This is a genomic window from Mesorhizobium erdmanii USDA 3471 (assembly GCF_000472705.1).
GTDB lineage: Bacteria > Pseudomonadota > Alphaproteobacteria > Rhizobiales > Rhizobiaceae > Mesorhizobium > Mesorhizobium erdmanii.
In genome coordinates this window covers 14,786-35,860 of the sequence record NZ_AXAE01000039.1, presented here as the reverse complement: position 1 = coordinate 35,860, position 21,075 = coordinate 14,786, and the positions used below count along the sequence as shown (strand labels likewise).

Here is a 21,075-nt window from a genome sequence, read left to right as displayed (position 1 = left end):
CTAGGACATGAAGGCCCTATCCGAGGGGTGAGAATGCGGCATACACGGTCGCTTTCGCCTATGAACAACACGCCGCTTTGAGGAGGAAGCCGCATGCCTCTGTGCCAACCGGTTGATGGGTCATCCGAAACCCGCACCTAGTCGTCGCTAGCGACAGCATGCCGCTTGGCACGTTGTTGGGTGAGCGAACGTTCGAACCGGGGTTAGCCAACTCGAGCCATAATTGCGGATTGAATCGCCGTTGCGGTATATAGGGAAGCATCTAACGACAGATTCCCAAACGCCGGTTGACAAAGGAGGTAGTTTGCACCTGCCGCTTCCAGCTGATCAAGAAGAGCTTGTCCCGCAGATGCTGCCGTTCCTACTACGCACAATTCCTTCTCGATTGCTGCATCGAAGGTCAGCGGCAGGTTTGGTGGAGTCGGCATGCCATTGAGATCATAAAGGAATTTAAAGCTCTTGAGCCACCGTTCGTAAGCAGGTGCGGCGAGTGAACGTGCATCTGTTTCAGAACGCCCAATCACGACCATTCGGAGCAATCCAAGAAATGGCGCTTGGTCGTCCGCCTCACTGGTGTGCTCTCGACCGGCGCGGAAGGCATCAGTGATTCTTCGAACGGAAGAGGAAGGTCCCACGCACGCGATGTTCATGCCATTCGCAGCGGCCCAGCCTGCCGATTCCGGTCGATTGGTGGCGATCCAAGTCGGCGGATGTGGACGCTGATGAGTTCTTAGCGTCAGCGGAACGCTGTTCAACTCAAAATGGCGACCTTGATACGATAGCGTGCCGCCCTTCAGCGCATTGATAAGAATTTCGCTGGCTTCCGCATAGTGGTTTGGCGCCGCGTCCGAGCCAATCCCGAAGTAACCCAATTCGATCGGGAGCGAGCCGCGCCCTATCCCAAGTTCGAGCCTGCCACCGCTCAATTGGTCCAGCATACAGATCTCTTCGAACGCACGTAGCGGATGATAGAGGGCAAGCAGCATTACCAACGGGCCGACACGAAGGCGCCGGGTTCGCTGGGCTACGCTCGACAAGAACAGATTCGGTGAGGGACCTCTCCCATGTGGGGTACAATGGTGCTCTGCGAGATGATATGCATAGAACCCAAGGTGATCGCACGCCTCCGCTAACATCAGGCGATCTTCGTACTGTCGGGCGATATCGGGGCCGTCCTCGTCCAGATGATCGAAGATGCCGACAGCTAGGCCTGAAGGAAAGGCCTTATCCATGATATTGTCTCCATTTTTGACGCAACAAGTCCGGTTGCTTGCGTATTCCAAGCAATTTAAAGATTTCTCGCTTGTGTAATCGCTCGGATTATTGCCTGCGAAATGCTAAAGCAGAGCCTTAGCAACCTAATGCGGGGGCCTTGACATATTCAATATTCGACTAATACGACTAGCGGCACGAAGAAACGCATCCATTTGCTCTTTTGTACCGATGCTGACGCGGATGTAATTTTCCAAACCTTTATCGGGAAAGACGGCAACAAGTATTTTTTGCCTTGCAAAGGCTGATTGCCACCATGAGCCGTCCTGTCCCGTTGGCACGCGGGCAAGCAAGAAGTTTGCGTGGGAAGGGATTACGGAAAATCCAAGTTGCGAGAGCGCGAGCGTCACTCGCCGTCGTTCATGCCTGATGTGTCTGTGGTTGTCTGCATAGGCGGCGCGGTGCGCAAGGACGCTGATACCAACCGCCTGCCCGATCACATTCATGTTGAAGACGTTCTGGATGTTGCGTAGCCTGCCGATAATTTCAGGGTGACCGAAACCGAAACCGACGCGAACGCCGGCGGCAGCATAGCTTTTCGAAAATGTCCTTAAGACCAGAAGGTTCGAATAGCGATTGATGAGGCGTAGACCATTCTCGGGTGCAAAGTCGACGTAGGCCTCATCCAGCACGATCAAGCGGTCCGATTTCGCTACCAAGCGTTCGATATCGGCCACCGGAACGAACGTTCCGGTCGGGTTGTTCGGGTTAGCTAATAGAATGAACTTGGCGTCCTTTGCAGGACCGCAGAGCAATTGCTCCATCGGTAAGGAATGATCTTCGCTAAATTCGATTTCGACAAATTGAGCACCCTGCAACGTTGCAAGTTTGCGGTTGAACGAAAACCCTGGCGACATCATCGCCACGCTATCCCCCGGGGCAAGGAAAGCTCTGTAGACAAGTCCAAGCAGTTCAGACGATCCGTTGCCGGCGATCACCTGATCCGTGGAGACGCTGTAGGCATTCGCGGCTGCTTCCCTCAAGCTGATGTTATCGTCTTCTGGATATAGATACTGCCGTTCGAGAGCTGCAATCGCGCTTTGCATTATGATTGCTGGAAACGGGAACGGGTTCTCATTCGTGTTTAGTTTTACCCAACTTGAATCCGGCGCTGGTCTATCGGATGGCAGAGCATCTAACTTTCTCGCCACTTGCGAAAGAGACGAAAGCACACTCTGAAGTTTTGCATCGGACATGTTTTTCTCCGTTTCAGTCGCAGAGGGAATCCGCGATGAACTGATGGTCTAGAGCACATGGCCGACCGACGATGCGTTCACACCGCCATTGTCAGCACATTGACCCTCGAGGTCGGGCGGGCTGTCCTCCCGGGTCGGATTGACCCGACGCTCAGGTCCGCATCCACTCGTCATCGGGCCAAGGCTCCGCCTAACCACTAACTTGATTTGTCCCTGATATTTGCCTCGGTCGGCCTTTCAAGAACGCTTGATCTGATGCCGTATTTCCTCAGCGTGTATCCAATCTGGCGCGGCGTCAGTCGAAGCAGGCGCCGCCTTTGCCTGCACCGAGCCACATCTCTCCACGGCCGCGATGACACGCTCGCGATCTTACATACTCGCACCCTTAAAGAGGCTGCGCTGGCAGACGCCAGCGGTGCCTGGTCGCTGAGGACGGACGGGACCGTAGCGGCGGCCCAAGGAGCAGCCTCAGTCGGCCGCGTGGCCGGCCTGTCTGGCATCATCGGCCCCAGTTGCAGCACCTTGTTGCCCGGTCCGCTCTTCCACGGCGCCGCGGAAAAACACTGTCCGTGGCAGCAGTCAAAGTCGTTTCTGCCGATTGACGCTCCCGCTGCCAGAAAAATGCGATGCAGCTTCACTGTCTGCCCAACCAGATTGGCGATTGTGGTGAGGAGGCGGAGCTCGTAATCGAGGAGGGAACCTGATTTGTTGTCCAAGATGCGGTCGATGGTCGGCGTGCCCACGACGTTCGCATCGACGCGAACGGGTACGCCGATGAACGACACTTTCATGTTGTCGGACGCCCCGAGCACGTCCTTGTCGGCGGCGTTGAAAGCCGGATCCACCGCTTGGTTGCGGATTTTGACTGGTCACGGGCAAGCGCGAAAAACGCCTTGGCCGTAAGTCGGGGCGCTGCAAAGTGGTCGAGTGCACAGCGGTGCGATGCCTTGCCATGGGTTTCCTTTCATGAATCGCGACCGTCGACTGACTTCTGCACGCCGCAACCGCACGTTGATTCACGAGACCGGAATGGGCCGGGAGAGTCAATTGAGCTTTCTTTCATTCGCGAAAGGAAACTCGGCGCTCATGATAGAATTCCATCAGTTTCATATCTCCGGTAGATGATATCGAACGGCAGAATGTCTGCCCCGGCGTCGCCGCGATGCTGGGGCTGATGGCCCGGGCCATCAGCCTGATCAGCTCCTGGCGAAGCTGGCGCAGTAGCGTGGCGACCGCCATCGCGACGATCTCAGGGCCCGACCGCGACTCTGGCATGATTTCATTCACAATCGCGACAAGGTCTTGACCTTTGCCCACCTCGCGGAGCGGCTGATGGCCCCCTGGCCCCGCCGACCAGCTGCGCTGCGCCGTTTCCCAAACGTCTAGGTCACATTTTCGAAGTGCGTGTTGGAATCGGTGATTCCGTATCACATTATCGCCACGTTTTAGCCGCGACGTGGTCGCAATGTCCCACCAGAAAGCCGGCGTTGCCCTGACAGTTCGGTCCGGCATCGGCTCAAACCAGCCCCCCGCTTAAGGGTCAGTGCCGGATCGAACGCTTCTTGCATCTCTTTTTGAAGGAAATCAGGTGCGACGCCCGAAAAGCATACGGCGGCCATTAGAAGCAAGCTGATCCGCTCCATTGATCGATACATGGTCCGCCAAATTGACAGCGCGCCAAGGATCTGCAAATCAACGATGGTTTGAGGCGGCGGCTGCCAGGCGAGACACATCTCGGGCCGGCAGGGCCATTCCGAGCGCCAGCGCGCGAGATGCTTCGGATCGGAAGTGTCGCAGTTCACTTCTCGAGGATCGATCCCGGTCGCAAAGACGCATCACGGATCGTCGTGCTCGACCAGTAGAATTAACATTGTCGGCCTAAGCATCTCGATCTTGTCGGCGACCTCGGCTTTTTCGGTCGCGTTTAAGCCGGCCAGTGGCTCGCCCAGCGGCATGATACGAGGTCCAGCCGCCAAAGCTGTCGAGATGCTAAGCATTCGACGGAGCCCGCCAGAAATTCCCGCCGAACTAGGTCGAGCACATGACGGCACTGACGGAACGCGATACTCAATACAGCGCGTGCATCAAGATAAATAACGTCGCCGTCGACGGGCCTGACGCGTGGGCCGTACAGTCCCGGCAACATCATGAATTGAATCGATATCAGGAACTGGACGGCCCTTATGCGCGCATCACTAGTAGCCGTGACCGTCTTGATAGTTTTCGCTGCACCGTCTTATGCCGGCGGCACACTGGCAGAGAAAATACGGGAAAATCCGACCTGCCAGCAGTTCAATGACGGATGCAGTATCTGCAAGATCAGCGAAGGCGTCGCGTCATGCTCAAGTCCCGCGATCGCCTGTATCAAAACCGAGTGGCGTTGCACGTTCGATCATTCGAAGACTGGCCAATCAGGGGGCGAAAAGCTTCCTCTGTAATGATCGGAAAACCGGGTAACGACGCATTGTAAAACGTCAATAGGGTTTGGCGAGGCTCACTTTCTTTCCAATATGATCTCGCCATAGCCCTAGCCGCTTTATTCGATATTCAACAAGTTCCGGTGAGGTCCCGAAGAAGGACGCGATCTCGGGGGCACTTTTGCCACCCGAGACCATACGCTTGATCGGGTCTCGTGGAAGCAAAGTTGCCGATGCCAAGAAATACGCGTCGTGCTCTTCAGCGCTATCATATGTTCGACCGAAGCAGCCAGCAATCTTAGCTATCTTGGTTAGCTTGTGCCCGGCAAGAATATGCCAATATTCCTCAAGGAGCGTCACTCTTTGTCTCTCAACGGTATGGTAGTCGTTTAAAAAGACAACCCACCTATCCTGATCGGAATTTAAGGGAACGCTCATAGCGGACCACTCGCCTCGCGACGGTCCAGCAAGTGTGTTCTTTGCCTTTCCAGTAATACAGGAGGTATCCCGCAATCGCTCTACCACAACAGAATCAACAACCAAATAGAATGGATCTAGCGGGTCGCTTTTCTTCAGCCCTAAATCTTTTCGGAAATCTTCGGCCGTCTGCTCCAGCTCTTCCTTTGACATGGCGATAACTTCGGCATCTATCGGCGCGCTGCTCGGTTCTGATATGTCACCCTTAGTGTAGTGCTGACGAAGACACACGGCAGCGTCCAGTAGGGTTTGCACAGTCTTGGAGGACGCGTTTTTGCCAGCGCGGAAGTGAACGAATGCCACCCGATCAAAGCCAAGCTCGTGTTCATCGGCATCGGGGCCGAGCCACTCGAGCAGCCTAATTTTGGAATTGTTGTCGGGCGACCCGTCGCCCCGCTCGATGCGGGCCAGCGTGGAGAAGCTGATTCCCACAATCCCCGATAATGCCCTTATACTAAGACCTTCGCGTTCCCGCTTCTCGCGGACCGCCCCGACGAGCTTTTCTTCGAATTCGTTCATGTTCACCATTGTGCGATCAGCACACCTTGACACGCTTCGCTCCAGAATGCATCCTGTGCTGGTGACACAGACTCGCACATTGGCAAGCAAAATGAAAGTGTTGTTGACCGACGATGCGCGGGCTGAGTTGCATCGGATTGGCGTCGGTTTGGACGCGCGCCGGCCCGTGCGGGTGAAGGACGGGGGCATCGTTATCCTCGACCCACAGCCCACATCACCCACTGTCCAGGAGAAAAGTAATGAGCAACAGCAAGGAGCGGGAGGACCCGCAGCCCGATCATGGCAAAGGTCCACCCGGCGGCAAAGGTCGTCCGGCAGATCACGGGCGCCCCGTGCCGGATCACGGATCGTCGGCCTCGCCGGCAACTACGCCGGGCAGCTAGAGAATGTGCAACGGGCATACCCCGGCGCAACTCTCCTCCCCGATGACCATGGAGTATGGCTTCTCGCTCGCAGCCAAGTGATAGATGGCTTATCGCGAGAAGCCATATTCCTTATTGCCCTACCAGAAACGCCAGCGGTCGAACCGCGTGGATGGGCGTTCTGGCAGCAAGATGGGCAGGTCGAATGGATCGGCCCGCGACATACCAATTTCCCTGACGGCTCGGTGTGCGCTTATCACCCCATGCTCGATAAAGCTTGGTCGCCAGGCAGTGATTTGTGCACGTTGCTGGACCTTTATAGCGTATGGGCGCTTCGCCAGCTTCATTTGGTGGTGTTTGATCGGTGGCCGGGACGCCAGTATGCGATGCTGGATGAACTGGGCCAAGCTGATCCCTATTATCGGCTAACCCAGTTTAAGGAGGCCGAGCTTTGCAACTGCGGATCAAATCGGCGCTATGGCGAATGCTGCCGGCCGCATGATCTGAAGCTACCCTTCCCGTCTATTCTGCACGCCTTCAAAAGCCGCAATCTCGGTCTCGGCATCTTTGATCGAGCCCCTCCCGCCGAAATTGCAGTGTTGATCGCCGAAGGAGGACAAAATCCCCCACCCCCCATGCTAGGGGTTCACTCTACTCTGCGGGCTCATGTCGCGGACGTAAGGGGGAATCCTTAGCTCCTCATCCCGTAAGAGATGCTCGATCGGGTCAGAGGGAAAAGCATTCCGCTTCTGACGAAATCCCCAATGCCAGGTGCCGACGACTTCCGAGCCGTCGAACCATGTCGAGAAGTTCAGCTTCGGAAAATGCAGCAACACGCGGGCCGCCCACCATATTTTCTCAATATCGTGATCGCCTGGACCCTTTGCCCATGGGGTCCAGCCCTTGCATAGCCGTTGCGCCAATTCGCTGTTTCGCATCTTCAATCCCACGGAATGATGGATAAAATAACGGAGTATATCCGTCGTAATAGGGAAGTCTACGAACTGCCAGCAGGTGGAATTTACCAGATTTGTTCATCACTCTTGCACCAAATTCAACTTTAGGAGATGCTGCCTCGGCCTTGGGAGGGCTGGGGGATGAAAATAAAAGCATTTGTGGCACTTGGTGCCATGGCAGCGCTGTGCGGCTGCCAAACAAGCAATCAAGCCGACTACATGCAGATAGGCTACGGGCCTAGTTTCGACGTCGCCCATGCTCAATGCGAAATGCATAAGGGGTCGGTTGACCAAGGCTATATTGCTATCGGGTCCCCGGGCTTTGTTGCGGGGGCCGGAATCGGCAATGCCCTCGGCAACTTGGCTGCCGAAGACCAGTATATGAAGAACTGCCTCATCCTAAGCGGGTGGAAGCGTGCCCCGCATGGCCAGGGTGCCACGGCAGCTCCAGCCGTTGCTGGTGGCGCGCCACCGACACCCTATGGGATCCAGCGCGCACCTGGCAGCTGGATCAATACGGCGCTGCTGGACTGGTCAGACGCGAATAACAAGTGCGTCGCCGGCGACAAGGCCGCGTGTGGGACTCGAGCGAAGCTTGGTGCGCAACTGAGAGCCGCCGGCATAAACCCGGCGCCGGTCTAGGGGCCATGCAGTGGAACCTGGGGATCTGCCTTGGCATCGTTCTGGCATTGAGCGGCTGCGCAGCGGATTATCTCAATCACTATGACAGCGTGACGCTCTCTGCCGGCGACGCCAATCGCGACAATAGTCTCGCCCAGACAGTCGACCCGTTCAACCCGAACAGTCAGAACACGCATATCGAGGGCGACGGCCAGCGAACAGCTGGAGTCATCCAGGCCTTTCGCGGAATCCCGCTGACACCGCCAGGCCAAGGTGCCCGCCAAGGTGGCGGCGGGGACTCTGGCAATCATCCATGCGATCTGCGCAATGGGGTTGACAGCCTAGGCCGGGCTTGTGGTGAACGTGCCGCCGAAGCGAAACCGGGCGGCCGCACCGGACATGAGGCGAACTAGCAATGCTGCGTAGAATGCGATCGCCTCGCCGGAGGCCACTTGGCGTGGTGCAAAGGCGCCTGATCTTGGTGACGGTGGCCGCGGCTGGCGCTCTGGCTGCGCAAACGGCCATGCAACACAGCGACCACATGCCCGAGCTCCATCTGCCGAATTGGACCAGCGCGGGCCTGGCGACGATTGCCGGCGTGGCATCCGTCATCGACGGCGACACGATCGAAATCCGCGGCCAGCGCATCCGCTTCAACGGCATCGACGCGCCGGAGAGCCAGCAGCTTTGTAAAAATGCGAACGGGGCCGACTATCCTTGCGGGCGGCGATCGGCCGCCGCGCTGGACGGCTTCCTGGCAGCCTCGAAGCCGGTGCAATGCACCTTCGTGACCTGGGACCGCTATCATCGCTATATCGGCGACTGCCGGCGCGCCGATGGCGCTAGCGTTGCCGCCTGGATGGTCGAGCACGGCCAGGCGCTGGATTGGCCCCGCTACAGCCACGGCACCTACGCAGAGAAGCAGGCGACGGCCGAGGCGTCGAAAGTCGGCATTTGGGTCGGCAAGTTTCAGTCGCCGTGGGATTGGCGCACGGAGCATGCAGACGGCGCGGCTCCGTCGAGCCAGCCGCTCGGCATCAGCCGCCAACAGGTCGCGCAGAGCTATTCGTGCCAGCCACGGCGGACCTGTTCGCAGATCGGCTCCTGTGAGGAAGCCCAATGGTATCTCAGCAACTGCCCTTGGGGCCGGAAGCTGGATCGGGACGGCGTGGCGTGCGAGACGTTGTGCTAACGCGGCGCCCTGAGTTGCGCTTCAAAGGCCCCAGCCCCATCGACATGGTCGAGACCCACATCGAGACCAGCGCCGAGGTCAGGGTCGAGCGGCGATGCTACATCTCCTCTCGCATCTCACCGCAAAAACTTTCGCCGAGGCCGCCCCATTGGCCATGGTCCGCCACCTCGCCCTCAACCTCATCCGAGCCATGTCCGGAAAACAATCCATCAAGGGAAAGCGAAAACTCGCGACCTGGGATACCGACTACCTGATTGCAGTTCTCCAATTCCGGGTGGTCGACCCATGCCAGCATAATAGGAGGATATTTGCTGCTCTCTCCTCGTCCCGCTATTGGAGGAAACGGCACCGCGACCTTGATGCAGTGTCATGGATGGATAGGGCATTATTCGGGAACCGAACCAATCCACAGAAATATTTTGTTGGTATTTTTGTTGGTCCGCGCTGCTATTGCTCCATGCCGAGGCGATTGAAAACGAATTCAAATTTCCTCTACTTGGATTCCGCCTCTGGGCACCATCACCTTCAGGACAACGAGACGCATTGCGGACGTTCATTCGCCTGATGCGTAAACTCGGCTTCAAAACACTGGGTGGCATGGTCCTGTCTGGAACGAGCCCCTACGCCGTGCGAAAGAGCGATCTTTGCGGAGCCCAGATCGAGGTTCATTGAATTCGCATCGGCAGCGGCCTATACGTCGCGGCCATGGAAACCATAGCCAGCGCCCAACAGAACGTGACCCCGCTAGCCCGGGTCAAGCCCCCTACTGGACGTGCAGCACCGTTCCTGCCGATGAGCCGCGCCGAGATGACGGCGCTCGGTTGGGACGAGTGCGACATCGTGCTGGTCACCGGCGACGCCTATGTGGACCATCCGAGCTTCGGCATGGCGATCATCGGCCGTCTGCTCGAATCCCAGGGGTTCCGGGTGGGCATCATCTCGCAGCCCGACTGGCAGTCGGCGGAGCCGCTCAAGGCACTGGGCAGGCCGAGGCTGTTCTTCGGCGTAACCGGGGGCAACCTCGATTCCATGGTCAACCGCTATACCTCGGACCGCAAGCTCCGCCATGACGACGCCTATACGGCGGGTGGCGAGGGCGGCCAGCGGCCGGACCGCTGCACGATCGTCTATACGCAACGCTGCCGCGAGGCCTACAAGGACGTGCCTATCGTGCTGGGCGGCATCGAAGCCTCGCTGCGCCGCATCGCCCACTACGACTACTGGTCCGACAAGGTGCGCCGCTCGATCCTGGCCGATGCCAAGGCCGACCTTTTGATCTACGGCAATGCCGAGCGCGCCGTCGTCGAGGTGGCGAACCGGCTTGCCGCCGGCGAGACGCCACGCCAACTCGACTCCGTCAGGGGCGTCGCCCTGTTCCGCCGCGTGCCCGAGCACTTCACCGAACTCCATGCCGACGACCTCGATTCCGCCGACGAGGGTGCGACCCGCAAGCCCGGCGACACGGTGATCCGGCTGCCCTCCTTCGAGCAGGTCGAGGGCGACCGCGACGCCTATGCCCGCGCCTCGCGCGTGCTGCACCGCGAGGCCAACCCCGGCAATGCCCGCCCGCTCGTCCAGCGCCATGGCGACCGCGACCTGTGGCTCAATCCGCCGCCCATCCCGCTGACCTCCGACGAGATGGACGCCGTCTACGACCTGCCCTATGCGCGCGCGCCGCACCCGTCCTACGGCGATGCCAAGATCCCCGCCTGGGACATGATCAAGTTTTCGGTGACGGTGATGCGCGGCTGCTTCGGCGGCTGTACTTTCTGTTCGATCACCGAGCACGAAGGCCGCATCATCCAGAACCGCTCCGAGGGCTCGATCCTGCGCGAGATCGAGAAGATCCGCGACAAGACCCCGGGCTTTACCGGCGTGATCTCCGATATCGGCGGGCCGACCGCCAACATGTACCGGATGGCCTGCAAGGATCCCAAGATCGAGGCGGCCTGCCGCCTGCCGTCCTGCGTGTTCCCCGACATATGCCCCAACCTCAACACCTCGCATGACGACCTTATCCGGCTCTATCGCAAGGTGCGCGAGGTCAAGGGCGTTAAGAAGGTCATGGTCGCCTCCGGCGTGCGGTATGATCTGGCCGTCAAGAGCCCCGAATACGTCAAGGAACTGGTGACCCACCACGTCGGCGGCTACCTCAAGATCGCGCCAGAGCACACCGAGCGTGGGCCGCTCGACAAGATGATGAAGCCCGGCATCGGCACCTATGACCGCTTCAAGGAGATGTTCGACGCCGCAGCCAAGGAAGCCGGCAAGAAATACTATCTCATTCCGTATTTCATCGCCGCCCATCCCGGCACGACCGACGAGGACATGCTCCAGCTTGCGCTCTGGCTGAAGAAGAACCGCTATCGCGCCGACCAGGTGCAGACCTTCCTGCCTTCGCCCATGGCCACGGCGACCGCGATGTACCATACCGGCGTCAACACGCTGAAGGGTGTGCGGCGCGGCGCGACCGACAAGGTCGAGACCGTTCGTGGCGGGCGGCAGCGCCGGCTGCACAAGGCATTCCTGCGCTACCACGACCCCGACAATTGGCCGCTGCTGCGCGAAGCCTTGAAGGAGATGGGCCGCGCCGACCTCATCGGGCCTCGCCCCGAGCAGCTCGTGCCCGCCCACCAGCCGCCCGGAACCGGCAAGGCCGCCGGCACCAAGCGGCCCGTGCGGCCGATCGGCCGGGGGCAGAGGTTTACCACCAAAGGCGTGCCGCTGCCGAAGAAGTGAGCCGACAGACCCGGCCTACTTCCGCTTTGTCCTTTGTCAACCCGCGCTTGGCGCAGGTGAAGCCTCTCGCTGCATGACAGCGGCGAAGAAGCCGTCGGTGTCGTTGCGCGCGGGCGTCAGCGACAGATAGTCGGGATGAGATGAGTTCGTCAGCCGCGGCGCGGCCTCGTGCAGCGGCACGACACGAAAGGCGGGATGCGCGCCAAGGAACGCGGCTACCTGCTCCTCATTCTCCTCGGACAGCATGGAGCAGGTTGCGTAGACCAGCCGTCCGCCAGGCTTTAGCAGACGCGCCGCGCTCGCCAGGACGCGGGCCTGCAACGCCACGAGATTGTCCAGACCCTGTTCCTCGCGGGCGCGCCAGCGCGCATCGGGATTGCGGCGCCAGGTGCCGGTGCCGCTGCATGGCGCGTCCACCAGCACGCGATCAAAACCGCCCTTGTGGCGCTTGATCCAGCGATCCGTTTCGCTGGCCAGAAGCCTGGTCTCGATATTGTGCAGCCCTGCCCGCCGGAAGCGCTCGGCGCCGCGCTTCAAACGACCTTCCATGACGTCGCAGGCGACGACGTGGCCCTTGTTGTTCATCTGCGCGGCGATGGCCAGCGTCTTGCCGCCGGCTCCGGCGCAGAAATCGACCACGCGGTCGCCCGGCCGGGCATCGACCAGCATGGCGACAAGCTGCGAGCCTTCATCCTGGATCTCGACCTCGCCGCTTTTCAGCATCGGCAGGCCTGCCAGGGAGAGGCGCTCATCCACCCGAATGCCGTAAGTAGCCATGGCTGACGGCCGCGCCCGCACGCCAATATCTTTCAACGCGCCAAGCATGGTCTCGCGCGTCGACTTGATCGGATTGACGCGCAGGTCGAGCGGCGCCGACGTCAGAAGCGCGGCCATCTCGTTGCCAAACGCTTCTTTGAAACGGCGCCGCAGGGGGTCGGCCGCCCAGGGCGGGCATTCAAGGCGCACCTCTTCCGGCATGCCGGGATGGTCGATCGTGCATCCCTGCAATTTGACCAGCAGCGCGTGCTCGTGATCGACCAGGACGGCAGGCGCGAATTTCGCGCCATTGAACAAGGCCTTGATCTGATCTGATGTCTTGCCTTCCTTCAGCGTAAGCCATGCGAGCAGCCGGTTGCGGGGCATATCCTCGCGCCCATGCTTGACCAGCCACCAGCCAAGCCGTGCCTGGTGCCGCAGAAGCGCGTAGAGCAACTCCAGAATTTGTCCACGTTCCTTGTCGCCGATAGTGCGTCGGGCACGGAACCAGGCCGAGACGACAGCATCCGCAGGGCGGGCAACACTATCGACTTCAGACATAAGATCGAGGGTAGCTTGCAGACAGGCGGAAGGGGTCACGGAACGATGATCAGGCTGAAAAACGACACCATAGGGGACGGACTTGCGCATGACCATTGCTCGCGCGTGCCGGCCTGCCGCCAGCGACACTACGCCGCCCATGGCGAGATCACATCCCAGCCATCGGTTGGCGCCGGCTCGCGACCCGCCAAGCGAAACGACTTTGCTCCCGTTGCCCCGTATCAGGATTCAATTTGCTTGGTGATCCCCCATCCCTAGGGCAAACTTGCGGTGGGGCTGCAGGAGGTGAAATGAGAGCACGCGCAGCTACGCTCGGGGATCTCGAGGATGTCTTTCATGGCCTGTCCAAGCGGATGTCGGACGAATACGCGGCGGCTGGCAAGGACAGCAAGATCGCCTACGACAATCTGATGATGAATTTGAAGGAAGGCCGGGCGCACGCGCTTGTCGAGGGCGAGAAGGCCGTGGCGATTATCGCCTGGCATGAGAACAGCGATGCCGCCGATACGCTGTTTGCGGCGCAGGAGGATTTCTTCCGCGCCTCGACCGTGCGTTTCTGCAAGCGGCATATAAGGCAGATCCAGGCGCTGGCTGGCAACCTTCCCGTCCATTCCCGCAGCTGGCTCCAGGGACCCGATGTCGCCCGGTGGTTCGGCGTCATCGGCTATGTCGAGCACGGCCGGGAGAGCGGCGCCAACCTGTACGAACTGCCGCCGGCTCGCCTCGGCTAAGGAACTCTGGCTGGCGGCGGTGTTCCTACCTGCCGCCAACGCCGACCGCATCTCGCCATCGTCCGCGCAAATTCGTCGATGCGGGTCACCGTCTTCGGCTCCCAATCGCTTCAACACGGCGGCCATGCGAATTGCACGCCCAGCCGCCTTACGGGCTGCCTCAGCAAGCGGCTTGCGCCGAGCGACGATTGGCGGGATGGTGCTGGAGGGCAACCGGAGGCAAACCGGCAAGCCGAGATCGATATGGCTGCTGAAAAATGTCGCGAGCCTGCTTCGCCTTTCTTACCTTTGTTGCCTTGCTGACCCCGTTAGAGGCAAGCGAGCGTAAGTCCCATCTGCTCGACCGTTCCGACCTGCCGATCGCATACTTTCGCGAATCGGATATCGTGACTGCATACACGACCGCCATGGCGCGCTTCCGTCTGCGGTTCGCGGGGCTTGCCGGCGAAACCAATCTTGCGATCCCTCTCGAACCATCGCTGTTGCGGGCGGAATTCCGCGCACGGACATGGCGCTCGGCGGACGGCAGCTTGTTGCAAGGCTTCGCCGGCAAGGGCGGCTTCCGGTTGACTATCGGTAACTGCCTGGCGCGTATTTGCGCAGCCAGCGAATGCAGTGACGCCGGTTGGCCGATGTACGCCTGCAGCGACGGACGCAAGCGCAAGATCTCCGTCACGGACTTTGTGACGGCAAGGTTCGATGGCATCCCCTATCATCGATTGAGCGCTCCACCTTCACAGGAATGATGGCCCAAGGTGCTTCTTGCCGAGGCAGGTGTTCAGGCAAGGCCGCATTCCCTTACCGCACCGCGAACGCAGCCTGCACCGCACGATTGACCGTTACCGGCAGGATCGACATGTGGTTTTCGCCGGCGTGCAATTCGAAACTCGCGCGCATTCCCGGCAATGCGTCGAGGCGCTCGGCCATTGCCCGCGCGAATTCGTCAGTGCGGGTCAGCTTCTTCTGCAGCAGGCGTTTTTCCTCGTCTTGCGCCCCTATCTGGAACGGCGCCAGCTTCTCGGTCTCGTACTCGCCGGCCGACAGGATCACGTCGGCCTTCAGGCCATCGGGGACAGCCGTCTCGAAAGGCTCGAGAAAACGGTCGATAGCACGGTCCTCCCAATAGATGGCGGGGCTGGCGACGATGAGGGTGCGGAACGAAAGCGGGCGCGTGAACAGTGCGTAGAGCGCGAACAGGCCGCCGAAGGAATGGCCGTAAAGCGCTTGGCGCTTCTCGTCGATCCTGGTCCGGCTGGCGACCCACGGCCTCAGCTCATGCTCGATAAAGGCCAGGAACTCGCCTGCTCCGCCGGTCCTCACCTCAGGCGTACCGTCGTAGAAGGGCGGATAGGTCTTACCTGGCGGCGGACCGAGGTCCCATGAGCGGCGCAGCGGGTCATAGGCGCCCTCGCCGGGATAGCCGATGGCGACGATGACGCCCCAGCCGACATTGGTGCCCAAGGGATAGAAGGCTTGTGCGCGCATGGCGTCGACCGCCGTGCCGATGACCGCATTGCCGTCGGTCATGTAGAGCACCGGCCAGCCGGCCTCCGGCGCCGGCTCGGATGGTATATGAATGAACACCCGCCAGGGATCTCCACCCCCCGCCAACGGAAGGTCATGGACGGTGGTATCGGCGATGAGGGCGGGCGTCGCCATCGACTTGAACATGGATATCTCCAAAGGTCAAAAAAGTCAGCTGCGGCGCAAGAGCCACATCAACACCGGGCCGCCGATCAGCGTGGCGACGATGCCGGCCGGGATCTGACGCGGGAAGATGGCGGTGCGGCCGATCCAGTCGGCACAGACCATGATCAGCGCGCCGACGAGCACCGCGCCGATCGCTTGCGGCAACGCGCGCGACAGGCCGAGGCGGCGCGCAAGGTGCGGCGCCATCAGGCCGATGAAGGTCAGCGGCCCGACCACGAGCGTCGAGGCGGCGGTGAGTGCGGCAACCATGAGGAGCACCAGCAGCCGCGTTGCCCGCAGGTTCACACCAAGGCTTTGCACCGCGGCGGAGCCGAGCGGCAACATGTCCAGCCAGCGCATGAAGAGTGGCGACGCCAGGAACAGGCAAAGGGCAACCGTCGAGGTGAAGAAGGCCGAACCCGCGTCGACGCCATAGGTCGAGCCGGTGAGCCAGTTGAGCAGAAGCATGGCGCGCGGGTCGCCGGTGGCGGTGAGCACCAGGATCAGCGCGTCAAACAGCGCGGTCAGCGCGACGCCGGCCAGCAGCAGCCGTTCCGGCGCGTAGGCTGCACGGCGGCCGATTGCGAGCGTCACCAGCAAGGCGGCGAAGGCGCCGATGGTTGCGGCCACGGTCTGGACGGAGCGGCCGGCATCGGCAAGCGAAAACAGCGCCACCATCATGCCGAGCGCGGCACCGGCGCTGATGCCAAGCACTTCGGGGCTAGCCATCGGGTTGCCGGTCAGCCGCTGCATCATCAGCCCGGCCAGCGCCAGCATGGCGCCGGCGGCAAGGGCGGCACACACCCGGGGCAGCCGCCAGGACAGCAAGGGCTGCAGCTGATCGCCGGAGGCGAATGTCCAGCCATGCGGCCCCGGTGCGTAGAGCAAGGCCAATGCGAGCAGCAGAAGCAGCAGGCCGCCGATCGCTGCTAGCACGAGGCCCGAGCGACCAGCGCGTGGCAGATGCTGCGACCCGAGCGCTGGCGTTTCCAGCCCGAGCGCCAGGCGCGGCAGCAGCCAGAGCAACAGCGGTGCGCCGAGAAGCGCCGTCATCGCGCCGGTCGGCAGAAGATCGCCCTGTGGCCCGGTCGCGACCTGCACGCCCTGGTCGGCGGCCCAGAGCAAGGAGGCGCCGATGAGCGGCGCCATCACCAATTGCTGGCCAAGCCGACGGGCGCCGCCGATGCGGGCAAGGGTCGCTGCGGCGAGGCCGACGAAGCCGATGACACCGACGGCGGCAACGACAAAGGCGATGAGCGCGACCGCCGCCGCCAGTCCGGCGAAGCGGTAGAGGCCGAGCGGGACGCCCAGGCTGCGAGCGCCTTCATCGTCGAGGCCAAGCAAGGTCAGCGGCCGCACCATCAGGCCGATCAGCAGCGCGGCGGCGCCCAGGCGCGGCAACAGCCATAGCGTCGTCGACCAGTCCTGCTGGCCGAGCGACCCGGCGCCCCAGATGAACAGGCTGGCCAGCCATTCATGCCGTAGTACCACCAGGGCGGCCCCGATGGCGCCGGCATAGAGGCTGACGACAAGCCCGGCGAGCACCACCGAAAGCGGCGACAGGCCCTTGTGCCAGGACAGAGCGAAGACCGCGGCAAGGGCTGTGAACGCGCCGGCGAGTGCCACCCATTCGCGGCCGTAGGCAAGCAGCGACGGCGCAAGCAGCGTCGCCAGCGCCAGCGCCAGATAGGCACCGGCCGAGACGCCGACGGTTTCCGGCGATGCAAGCGGGTTGCGCAGGACCTGCTGCAGCACCGTCCCGGCCAGACCGAGGGCAGCGCCGCTGAGAAGGCTGACGGCAAGCCTGGGCAGGAAGGCGTAATGGACCAGCACCTGCCGCATGTCGCCGATATCGGGGCCGGCGAGTGCATCGAGCCAGAGCGCCGGCGGCAATTGCACAGACATGTTGGAGAGGGTCGCGGCAGCGGCGGCGCCAAAAAGCACGACGCAAAGCAGGATCGCGCCCAAGGGATATCGGCCTGATAGGCGAGATGACGACGCCCGAGCGGGGAGAAGGCTGGTGTCGTCGGACAAGATTGCTTGCTGTTCAGCCACCGGCGCGCTCCGCTGTCAGCGCCTCGGCCAGCAGCCTGGCAAAGCGGCTCGCCGACGGCAGCGTGCCGAACATCAACACCGGGGGCAAACGCATGATCGAGCGGTTGCGCACGAACGGCATGGCGTTCCAGACCGGGCTTTCGGTCAGCGTGCTGCCCGCCCCTTCGGGCAAGGGTTCGAGATAGGCAAGGCGCGCGTCGTCCGACGTCGCCAGCCCGTCGATGCCGACGGTCGCAAATCCCCAGTAATTGGTCTCGCCTGTCCAGGCGTTGCGGATGCCGATACGGTCGAACACCGCCTGAAACAGGCTCTTTTCCCCATAGACGCGGACATTGCGCGGATCGAGGAAGTTGACGATGTAGACCGGCCGCGCCGAAAGCAGCGCCAATTGCCGCCTGACATCCGAGAAATACGTCTCCGTCGCCGCGATCAGCGCTTCGCCTTCCCTTTCCCTGCCGACGAGGGTGGCCAGTTGCCGGGTCGCCTCGATGGCGCGCCGATAAGGCTGGCCGTCAGGCGTATAGATGCCGATCGTCGTCACCGGCGCCACGCGTTCGAGCTGCGGCTTGATGCCGTCGAGATAGGGAATGGAGAGGATGATGTCGGGACGAAGCTGCTGCAGGAATTCGAGGTTGGGTTCCAGGATCGTGCCTATATCGGCAACCTCGGGCGGCAGCGGCGGCTCGACCACCCACTTCTCCCAGACTTCGCGGTCGGCGACAGCGACCGGCGTGACGCCGAGCATGAGCAAGGTTTCCGCCAGTCCGTCGTCCAGGCAGATGATACGTAGCGGCTTTGCCTCGGCTGGTCGCGACATGATGGCAGCCAGGGGCAGCCCGAACAGCGCGAGCGCGCCGCGCCGGGTCATCCAACCGCGCGAACGATAGCCTGTCCCCGCAGGACTGGTCTGCTGGTCTGTTTCCAATTTGGCGTGCCTGTTCGCGAACTCCGGCCTCGAGCGGCCCATGCCGGTTGACTATAAAACATGACTTTCATAGTCAAGATTGAAGATGCAGCCGGAAGCCAACAATCCATCTGGCTGGGCGCTGCGACTCCCCGCCGCAGCGCTCGGCGCACGGCGGCGCCGAGTTGATCGGCGCCATCTTCTTTTCCCCGCGACCACGGTCCATATGGAATGGGATGGCGGCGTACCGTCCGAGCGCGGACGCGTGTTGCATTGGAGCCAGGTGTCCGAAAAAACGGTGACAAGCGCCGCCGGAACGTGTTGAAGATGACGGCCAACGCATAGAGGGGCGTGCGATCGGGTTGCACTGGACAAGTGTTGATGGTTTGTTGCCCGTCAGCGGAGAACGAGTGATGCGAGAATCGATCGGTCAAGACGAATACGGGTCGGCGAACCCCTTCGACCCGGATGACCTGCCCAATCTGAACGCGATCGGGCCGGGAATCGGCAACAATGATTTCGAGAAATACGCGGTCGCCGTGATCATCGTCTTTGGCGCCCTGATCATCGGCGGGCTGATGGCCGCGTCGATGACCTTTGGCCATCGCAACGGGTTCCTCTTCGCGCTGGGCGGCGCAACATCGGCCTGGATTTCAGGAAATGCGCTGCTGCTCGACAGGCCGCGCATCTATGCGCTGTTCGTCGGTATCGCGGCGCTGATGCTGATCGCATCGACCATAACGCTGGTTACCTGACGGCCCCTGCGAGGCCTTGAACCGGCGCCCGGCCAGGGGGCCGTCCGGGTATCAATATCCCAGCGCCTCGCCTGAGGCCGCGCGGCTGTCGATAGCGCCGTTGTAGCGGGCGCCCCCACCCTTCTCGATCTCGCCCAAGCTGTTGCCGCCGACGAGAATGCCCGCCGCCTTGCCCCAGGTCTGATCGCCGAGATCGAGGTGGTAGCCCATGCCGGCCAGCAGCTTTTCGGTATCGGGCGAAAGTCCGAACGGCTCGACATAGATCTTGTCCGGCAGCCATTGGTGGTGGATGCGCGGCGCGTCGATCGCCTCCTGGATGTTCATGCCGTGGTCGACGACGTTGACGATGGCCTCCAGCGTGATGGTGATGATGCGCGAACCGCCCGGGCTGCCGATGACCATGAACGGCTTGCCGTCCCTGGCGACGATGGTCGGGCTCATCGATGACAGCGGCGTTTTCTTCGGCTGGATGGCGTTGGCCTCGCCCTGGACCAGCCCGTAGAGGTTGGGCACGCCGGGTTTTTGGGTGAAATCGTCCATCTCGTTGTTGAGCAGGATGCCGGTGCCGTCGGCGACGACGCCGGCGCCGAACGAACCGTTCAGCGTGTAGGTGACCGCCACCGCGTTGCCGTCATTGTCGATGATCGAATAATGGGTGGTCTCCTTCGATTCGCCGAAACCCTTGGGCATCAAGTCTTGTGACACGCCGGCCCGGAACGGATCGATCTTGCCGCGGATGTCTTTCGCATAGTTCTTGTCGAGCAGCTTCGAGACCGGATTGTCGACGAAATCGGGATCGCCGAGGGCCGAGTTGCGGTCGACATAGGCATGCCGCATGGCCTCGACCATGACATGCACCGTCTCGGCCGAGCCGGCGCCGAGATAGGACAGCGGATATCCTTCGAGGATATTGAGGATTTCGCAGATGATGACGCCACCGGAGCTCGGCGGCGGCGAGGAGATGATCTCGTAGCCGCGATAGGAACAGGTCACCGGCTTCAGCTCACGCACGGCATACTGCTCGAAATCGGACTTGGCCAGGATGCCGCCCTTGGCGCCGCTTGCCTTGACGACGGCGTCGGCGATAGCGCCCTCGTAGAAGGCATCGGCGCCCATCTCCGAGATCGCCGAGAGGGAGGCGGCGAGGTCCGGCTGCACCAGCCGCTCGCCGATGCCATAAGGCTTGCCGTCGGGTTTGAGGAAGGCGGCGGCGGCGGCGGGGTCCTTCGCCAGCCGGTCGGCGTTGCCGGCAAACGAGGCGGCATCACCCTGATCGAACACAAACCCATCCTTGGCGTAGGCAATAGCCGGCGCCATCAGGTCCTGCCGCGTCAGCGTGCCGTATTTTTCGCGCGCCATCTCGAAGCCCGCCACCGAACCCGGCACGCCGACCGCGAGGTAACCGTCGAGGCTCGCACCCTTCACCGGGTTGCCATCCTTGTCGAGATACATGGTTTTCGTCGCGGCGAGCGGCGCGCGCTCGCGGAAATCGAGGAAGGTGGATCTGCCGTCCTTGAAGCGGATGGTCATGAAGCCGCCGCCGCCGATATTGCCGGCGTTGGGATAGACGACCGCGAGCGCATAGCCGACGGCGACCGCCGCATCGACCGCATTGCCGCCTTTCTTCAGCACCTCGACGCCGACTTCCGAGGCCAGATGCTGGGCGGTGACCACCATGCCGTGCTCGCCCTTGGCGGGCGCTGGCGACGCGGCAAAGGCGATTGCCGACGGCGTGAGGGCAATTGCGAGCGAAAGAGTGACGCCAATCAGCGTCCGGCGGGTCAAAGGCATGGCGGTGCTCCCGGCGTTGCGTGCGCCTAGGAAAGACCCTGCCGGCGAACCTGTCCACCACCAATGGCGGTGGCCCAGATCA

At 61.7% G+C, this 21,075-nt stretch carries 17 protein-coding genes and 1 pseudogene; 8 read left to right on the top strand and 10 right to left on the bottom strand.

Annotated elements, in window-relative coordinates; genetic code table 11:
* Window positions 1-203 precede the first annotated feature (203 nt).
* The 5 genes and pseudogenes from A3AU_RS0126175 to A3AU_RS0126150 form a co-directional block, all read right to left on the bottom strand.
* Complete coding sequence (locus tag A3AU_RS0126175; protein ID WP_027033131.1) at window positions 204-1,232, bottom strand: LLM class flavin-dependent oxidoreductase; 1,029 nt, start codon at window positions 1,230-1,232, stop codon at window positions 204-206.
* A 126-nt stretch (window positions 1,233-1,358) separates the two neighbouring features.
* The gene (gene hisC / locus A3AU_RS0126170; RefSeq protein ID WP_027055519.1) at window positions 1,359-2,468 is read right to left on the bottom strand and encodes a histidinol-phosphate transaminase; all 1,110 of its coding nucleotides are present in this window, start codon (window positions 2,466-2,468) and stop codon (window positions 1,359-1,361) included.
* Between the two features lie 617 nt (window positions 2,469-3,085).
* Window positions 3,086-3,337 (bottom strand): annotated as a pseudogene (locus A3AU_RS1000000141005) (GAF domain-containing protein); the annotation flags it as partial.
* Window positions 3,338-3,527: 190 nt separating this feature from the next.
* Window positions 3,528-3,707, bottom strand: a complete 180-nt coding sequence (locus A3AU_RS0126160; protein WP_133117244.1) for a hypothetical protein — start codon at window positions 3,705-3,707, stop codon at window positions 3,528-3,530.
* A 1,235-nt stretch (window positions 3,708-4,942) separates the two neighbouring features.
* The gene (locus A3AU_RS0126150) at window positions 4,943-5,881 is read right to left on the bottom strand and encodes an XRE family transcriptional regulator (RefSeq protein ID WP_161633535.1); all 939 of its coding nucleotides are present in this window, start codon (window positions 5,879-5,881) and stop codon (window positions 4,943-4,945) included.
* 91 nt (window positions 5,882-5,972) lie between these two features.
* On the opposite strand from A3AU_RS0126150, the gene A3AU_RS1000000139580 reads away from it, so the two are divergent.
* From A3AU_RS1000000139580 to A3AU_RS0126120, 5 genes are all read left to right on the top strand, one after another.
* Window positions 5,973-6,938 (top strand): SEC-C domain-containing protein, encoded by a 966-nt coding sequence (locus tag A3AU_RS1000000139580; protein WP_161633534.1) that lies wholly within the window; start codon window positions 5,973-5,975, stop codon window positions 6,936-6,938.
* Between the two features lie 402 nt (window positions 6,939-7,340).
* Window positions 7,341-7,841 (top strand): hypothetical protein, encoded by a 501-nt coding sequence (locus A3AU_RS0126140; RefSeq protein ID WP_154674662.1) that lies wholly within the window; start codon window positions 7,341-7,343, stop codon window positions 7,839-7,841.
* A 5-nt stretch (window positions 7,842-7,846) separates the two neighbouring features.
* The gene (locus A3AU_RS1000000138325) at window positions 7,847-8,233 is read left to right on the top strand and encodes a hypothetical protein (RefSeq protein ID WP_081709675.1); all 387 of its coding nucleotides are present in this window, start codon (window positions 7,847-7,849) and stop codon (window positions 8,231-8,233) included.
* Window positions 8,234-8,301: 68 nt separating this feature from the next.
* Window positions 8,302-9,012: a thermonuclease family protein gene (locus A3AU_RS01000000136145; RefSeq protein WP_245235577.1), complete on the top strand. Its 711-nt coding sequence runs from the start codon at window positions 8,302-8,304 to the stop codon at window positions 9,010-9,012.
* A 705-nt stretch (window positions 9,013-9,717) separates the two neighbouring features.
* A complete protein-coding gene (locus A3AU_RS0126120) occupies window positions 9,718-11,751 on the top strand; it encodes a YgiQ family radical SAM protein (RefSeq protein ID WP_027055512.1) in 2,034 nt (677 codons plus the stop codon).
* Between the two features lie 36 nt (window positions 11,752-11,787).
* Here A3AU_RS0126120 and A3AU_RS0126115 read toward each other — a convergent pair whose 3' ends face one another.
* Window positions 11,788-13,068: an RsmB/NOP family class I SAM-dependent RNA methyltransferase gene (locus A3AU_RS0126115; protein WP_245235576.1), complete on the bottom strand. Its 1,281-nt coding sequence runs from the start codon at window positions 13,066-13,068 to the stop codon at window positions 11,788-11,790.
* Between the two features lie 290 nt (window positions 13,069-13,358).
* Here A3AU_RS0126115 and A3AU_RS0126110 point away from each other — a divergent pair, with 290 nt between their 5' ends.
* Together A3AU_RS0126110 and A3AU_RS0126105 are read left to right on the top strand one after the other, a co-directional pair.
* Window positions 13,359-13,799 (top strand): hypothetical protein, encoded by a 441-nt coding sequence (locus A3AU_RS0126110; protein ID WP_027055510.1) that lies wholly within the window; start codon window positions 13,359-13,361, stop codon window positions 13,797-13,799.
* A gap of 257 nt (window positions 13,800-14,056) precedes the next feature.
* Window positions 14,057-14,545, top strand: coding sequence for a hypothetical protein (locus A3AU_RS0126105; protein ID WP_027055509.1), 489 nt, complete (start codon window positions 14,057-14,059; stop codon window positions 14,543-14,545).
* A gap of 52 nt (window positions 14,546-14,597) precedes the next feature.
* Here A3AU_RS0126105 and A3AU_RS0126100 read toward each other — a convergent pair whose 3' ends face one another.
* Genes A3AU_RS0126100 through A3AU_RS0126090 form a run of 3 tightly spaced genes read right to left on the bottom strand, consistent with a single transcriptional unit; the run spans window position 14,598 to window position 18,411 of the window.
* Entirely contained in the window at window positions 14,598-15,470 is an 873-nt protein-coding gene (locus tag A3AU_RS0126100) for an alpha/beta hydrolase (protein WP_027055508.1), read from the bottom strand.
* Window positions 15,471-15,494: 24 nt separating this feature from the next.
* Window positions 15,495-17,543, bottom strand: a complete 2,049-nt coding sequence (gene fhuB, locus A3AU_RS0126095; protein WP_027055507.1) for a Fe(3+)-hydroxamate ABC transporter permease FhuB — start codon at window positions 17,541-17,543, stop codon at window positions 15,495-15,497.
* Window positions 17,536-18,411 (bottom strand): ABC transporter substrate-binding protein, encoded by an 876-nt coding sequence (locus tag A3AU_RS0126090; protein ID WP_027055506.1) that lies wholly within the window; start codon window positions 18,409-18,411, stop codon window positions 17,536-17,538. Before A3AU_RS0126090 ends, fhuB begins: the two co-directional genes overlap by 8 nt.
* 449 nt (window positions 18,412-18,860) lie before the next feature.
* On the opposite strand from A3AU_RS0126090, the gene A3AU_RS01000000136140 reads away from it, so the two are divergent.
* Window positions 18,861-19,202, top strand: a complete 342-nt coding sequence (locus A3AU_RS01000000136140; RefSeq protein WP_080511918.1) for a hypothetical protein — start codon at window positions 18,861-18,863, stop codon at window positions 19,200-19,202.
* 51 nt (window positions 19,203-19,253) lie between these two features.
* Here A3AU_RS01000000136140 and ggt read toward each other — a convergent pair whose 3' ends face one another.
* Window positions 19,254-20,993 carry a gamma-glutamyltransferase gene (ggt, locus tag A3AU_RS0126080; RefSeq protein WP_027055505.1) on the bottom strand — a complete coding sequence of 580 codons (1,740 nt, stop codon included), beginning with the start codon at window positions 20,991-20,993 and terminating at the stop codon, window positions 19,254-19,256.
* Window positions 20,994-21,075 lie beyond the last annotated feature (82 nt).

What these genes read in the sequence shown, in the direction of transcription:
- A3AU_RS0126175 (WP_027033131.1), bottom strand. Translation starts at nt 1,232, where the DNA reads ATGGATAAGGCCTTTCCTTCAGGCCTAGCTGTCGGCATCTTCGATCAT.
- hisC (WP_027055519.1), bottom strand. Translation starts at nt 2,468, where the DNA reads ATGTCCGATGCAAAACTTCAGAGTGTGCTTTCGTCTCTTTCGCAAGTG.
- A3AU_RS0126160 (WP_133117244.1), bottom strand. Translation starts at nt 3,707, where the DNA reads ATGGCGGTCGCCACGCTACTGCGCCAGCTTCGCCAGGAGCTGATCAGG.
- A3AU_RS0126150 (WP_161633535.1), bottom strand. Translation starts at nt 5,881, where the DNA reads ATGAACGAATTCGAAGAAAAGCTCGTCGGGGCGGTCCGCGAGAAGCGG.
- A3AU_RS1000000139580 (WP_161633534.1), top strand. Translation starts at nt 5,973, where the DNA reads ATGAAAGTGTTGTTGACCGACGATGCGCGGGCTGAGTTGCATCGGATT.
- A3AU_RS0126140 (WP_154674662.1), top strand. Translation starts at nt 7,341, where the DNA reads ATGAAAATAAAAGCATTTGTGGCACTTGGTGCCATGGCAGCGCTGTGC.
- A3AU_RS1000000138325 (WP_081709675.1), top strand. Translation starts at nt 7,847, where the DNA reads ATGCAGTGGAACCTGGGGATCTGCCTTGGCATCGTTCTGGCATTGAGC.
- A3AU_RS0126120 (WP_027055512.1), top strand. Translation starts at nt 9,718, where the DNA reads ATGGAAACCATAGCCAGCGCCCAACAGAACGTGACCCCGCTAGCCCGG.
- A3AU_RS0126115 (WP_245235576.1), bottom strand. Translation starts at nt 13,068, where the DNA reads ATGTCTGAAGTCGATAGTGTTGCCCGCCCTGCGGATGCTGTCGTCTCG.
- A3AU_RS0126110 (WP_027055510.1), top strand. Translation starts at nt 13,359, where the DNA reads ATGAGAGCACGCGCAGCTACGCTCGGGGATCTCGAGGATGTCTTTCAT.
- A3AU_RS0126105 (WP_027055509.1), top strand. Translation starts at nt 14,057, where the DNA reads ATGTCGCGAGCCTGCTTCGCCTTTCTTACCTTTGTTGCCTTGCTGACC.
- A3AU_RS0126100 (WP_027055508.1), bottom strand. Translation starts at nt 15,470, where the DNA reads ATGTTCAAGTCGATGGCGACGCCCGCCCTCATCGCCGATACCACCGTC.
- A3AU_RS0126090 (WP_027055506.1), bottom strand. Translation starts at nt 18,411, where the DNA reads ATGACCCGGCGCGGCGCGCTCGCGCTGTTCGGGCTGCCCCTGGCTGCC.
- A3AU_RS01000000136140 (WP_080511918.1), top strand. Translation starts at nt 18,861, where the DNA reads ATGCGAGAATCGATCGGTCAAGACGAATACGGGTCGGCGAACCCCTTC.
- ggt (WP_027055505.1), bottom strand. Translation starts at nt 20,993, where the DNA reads ATGCCTTTGACCCGCCGGACGCTGATTGGCGTCACTCTTTCGCTCGCA.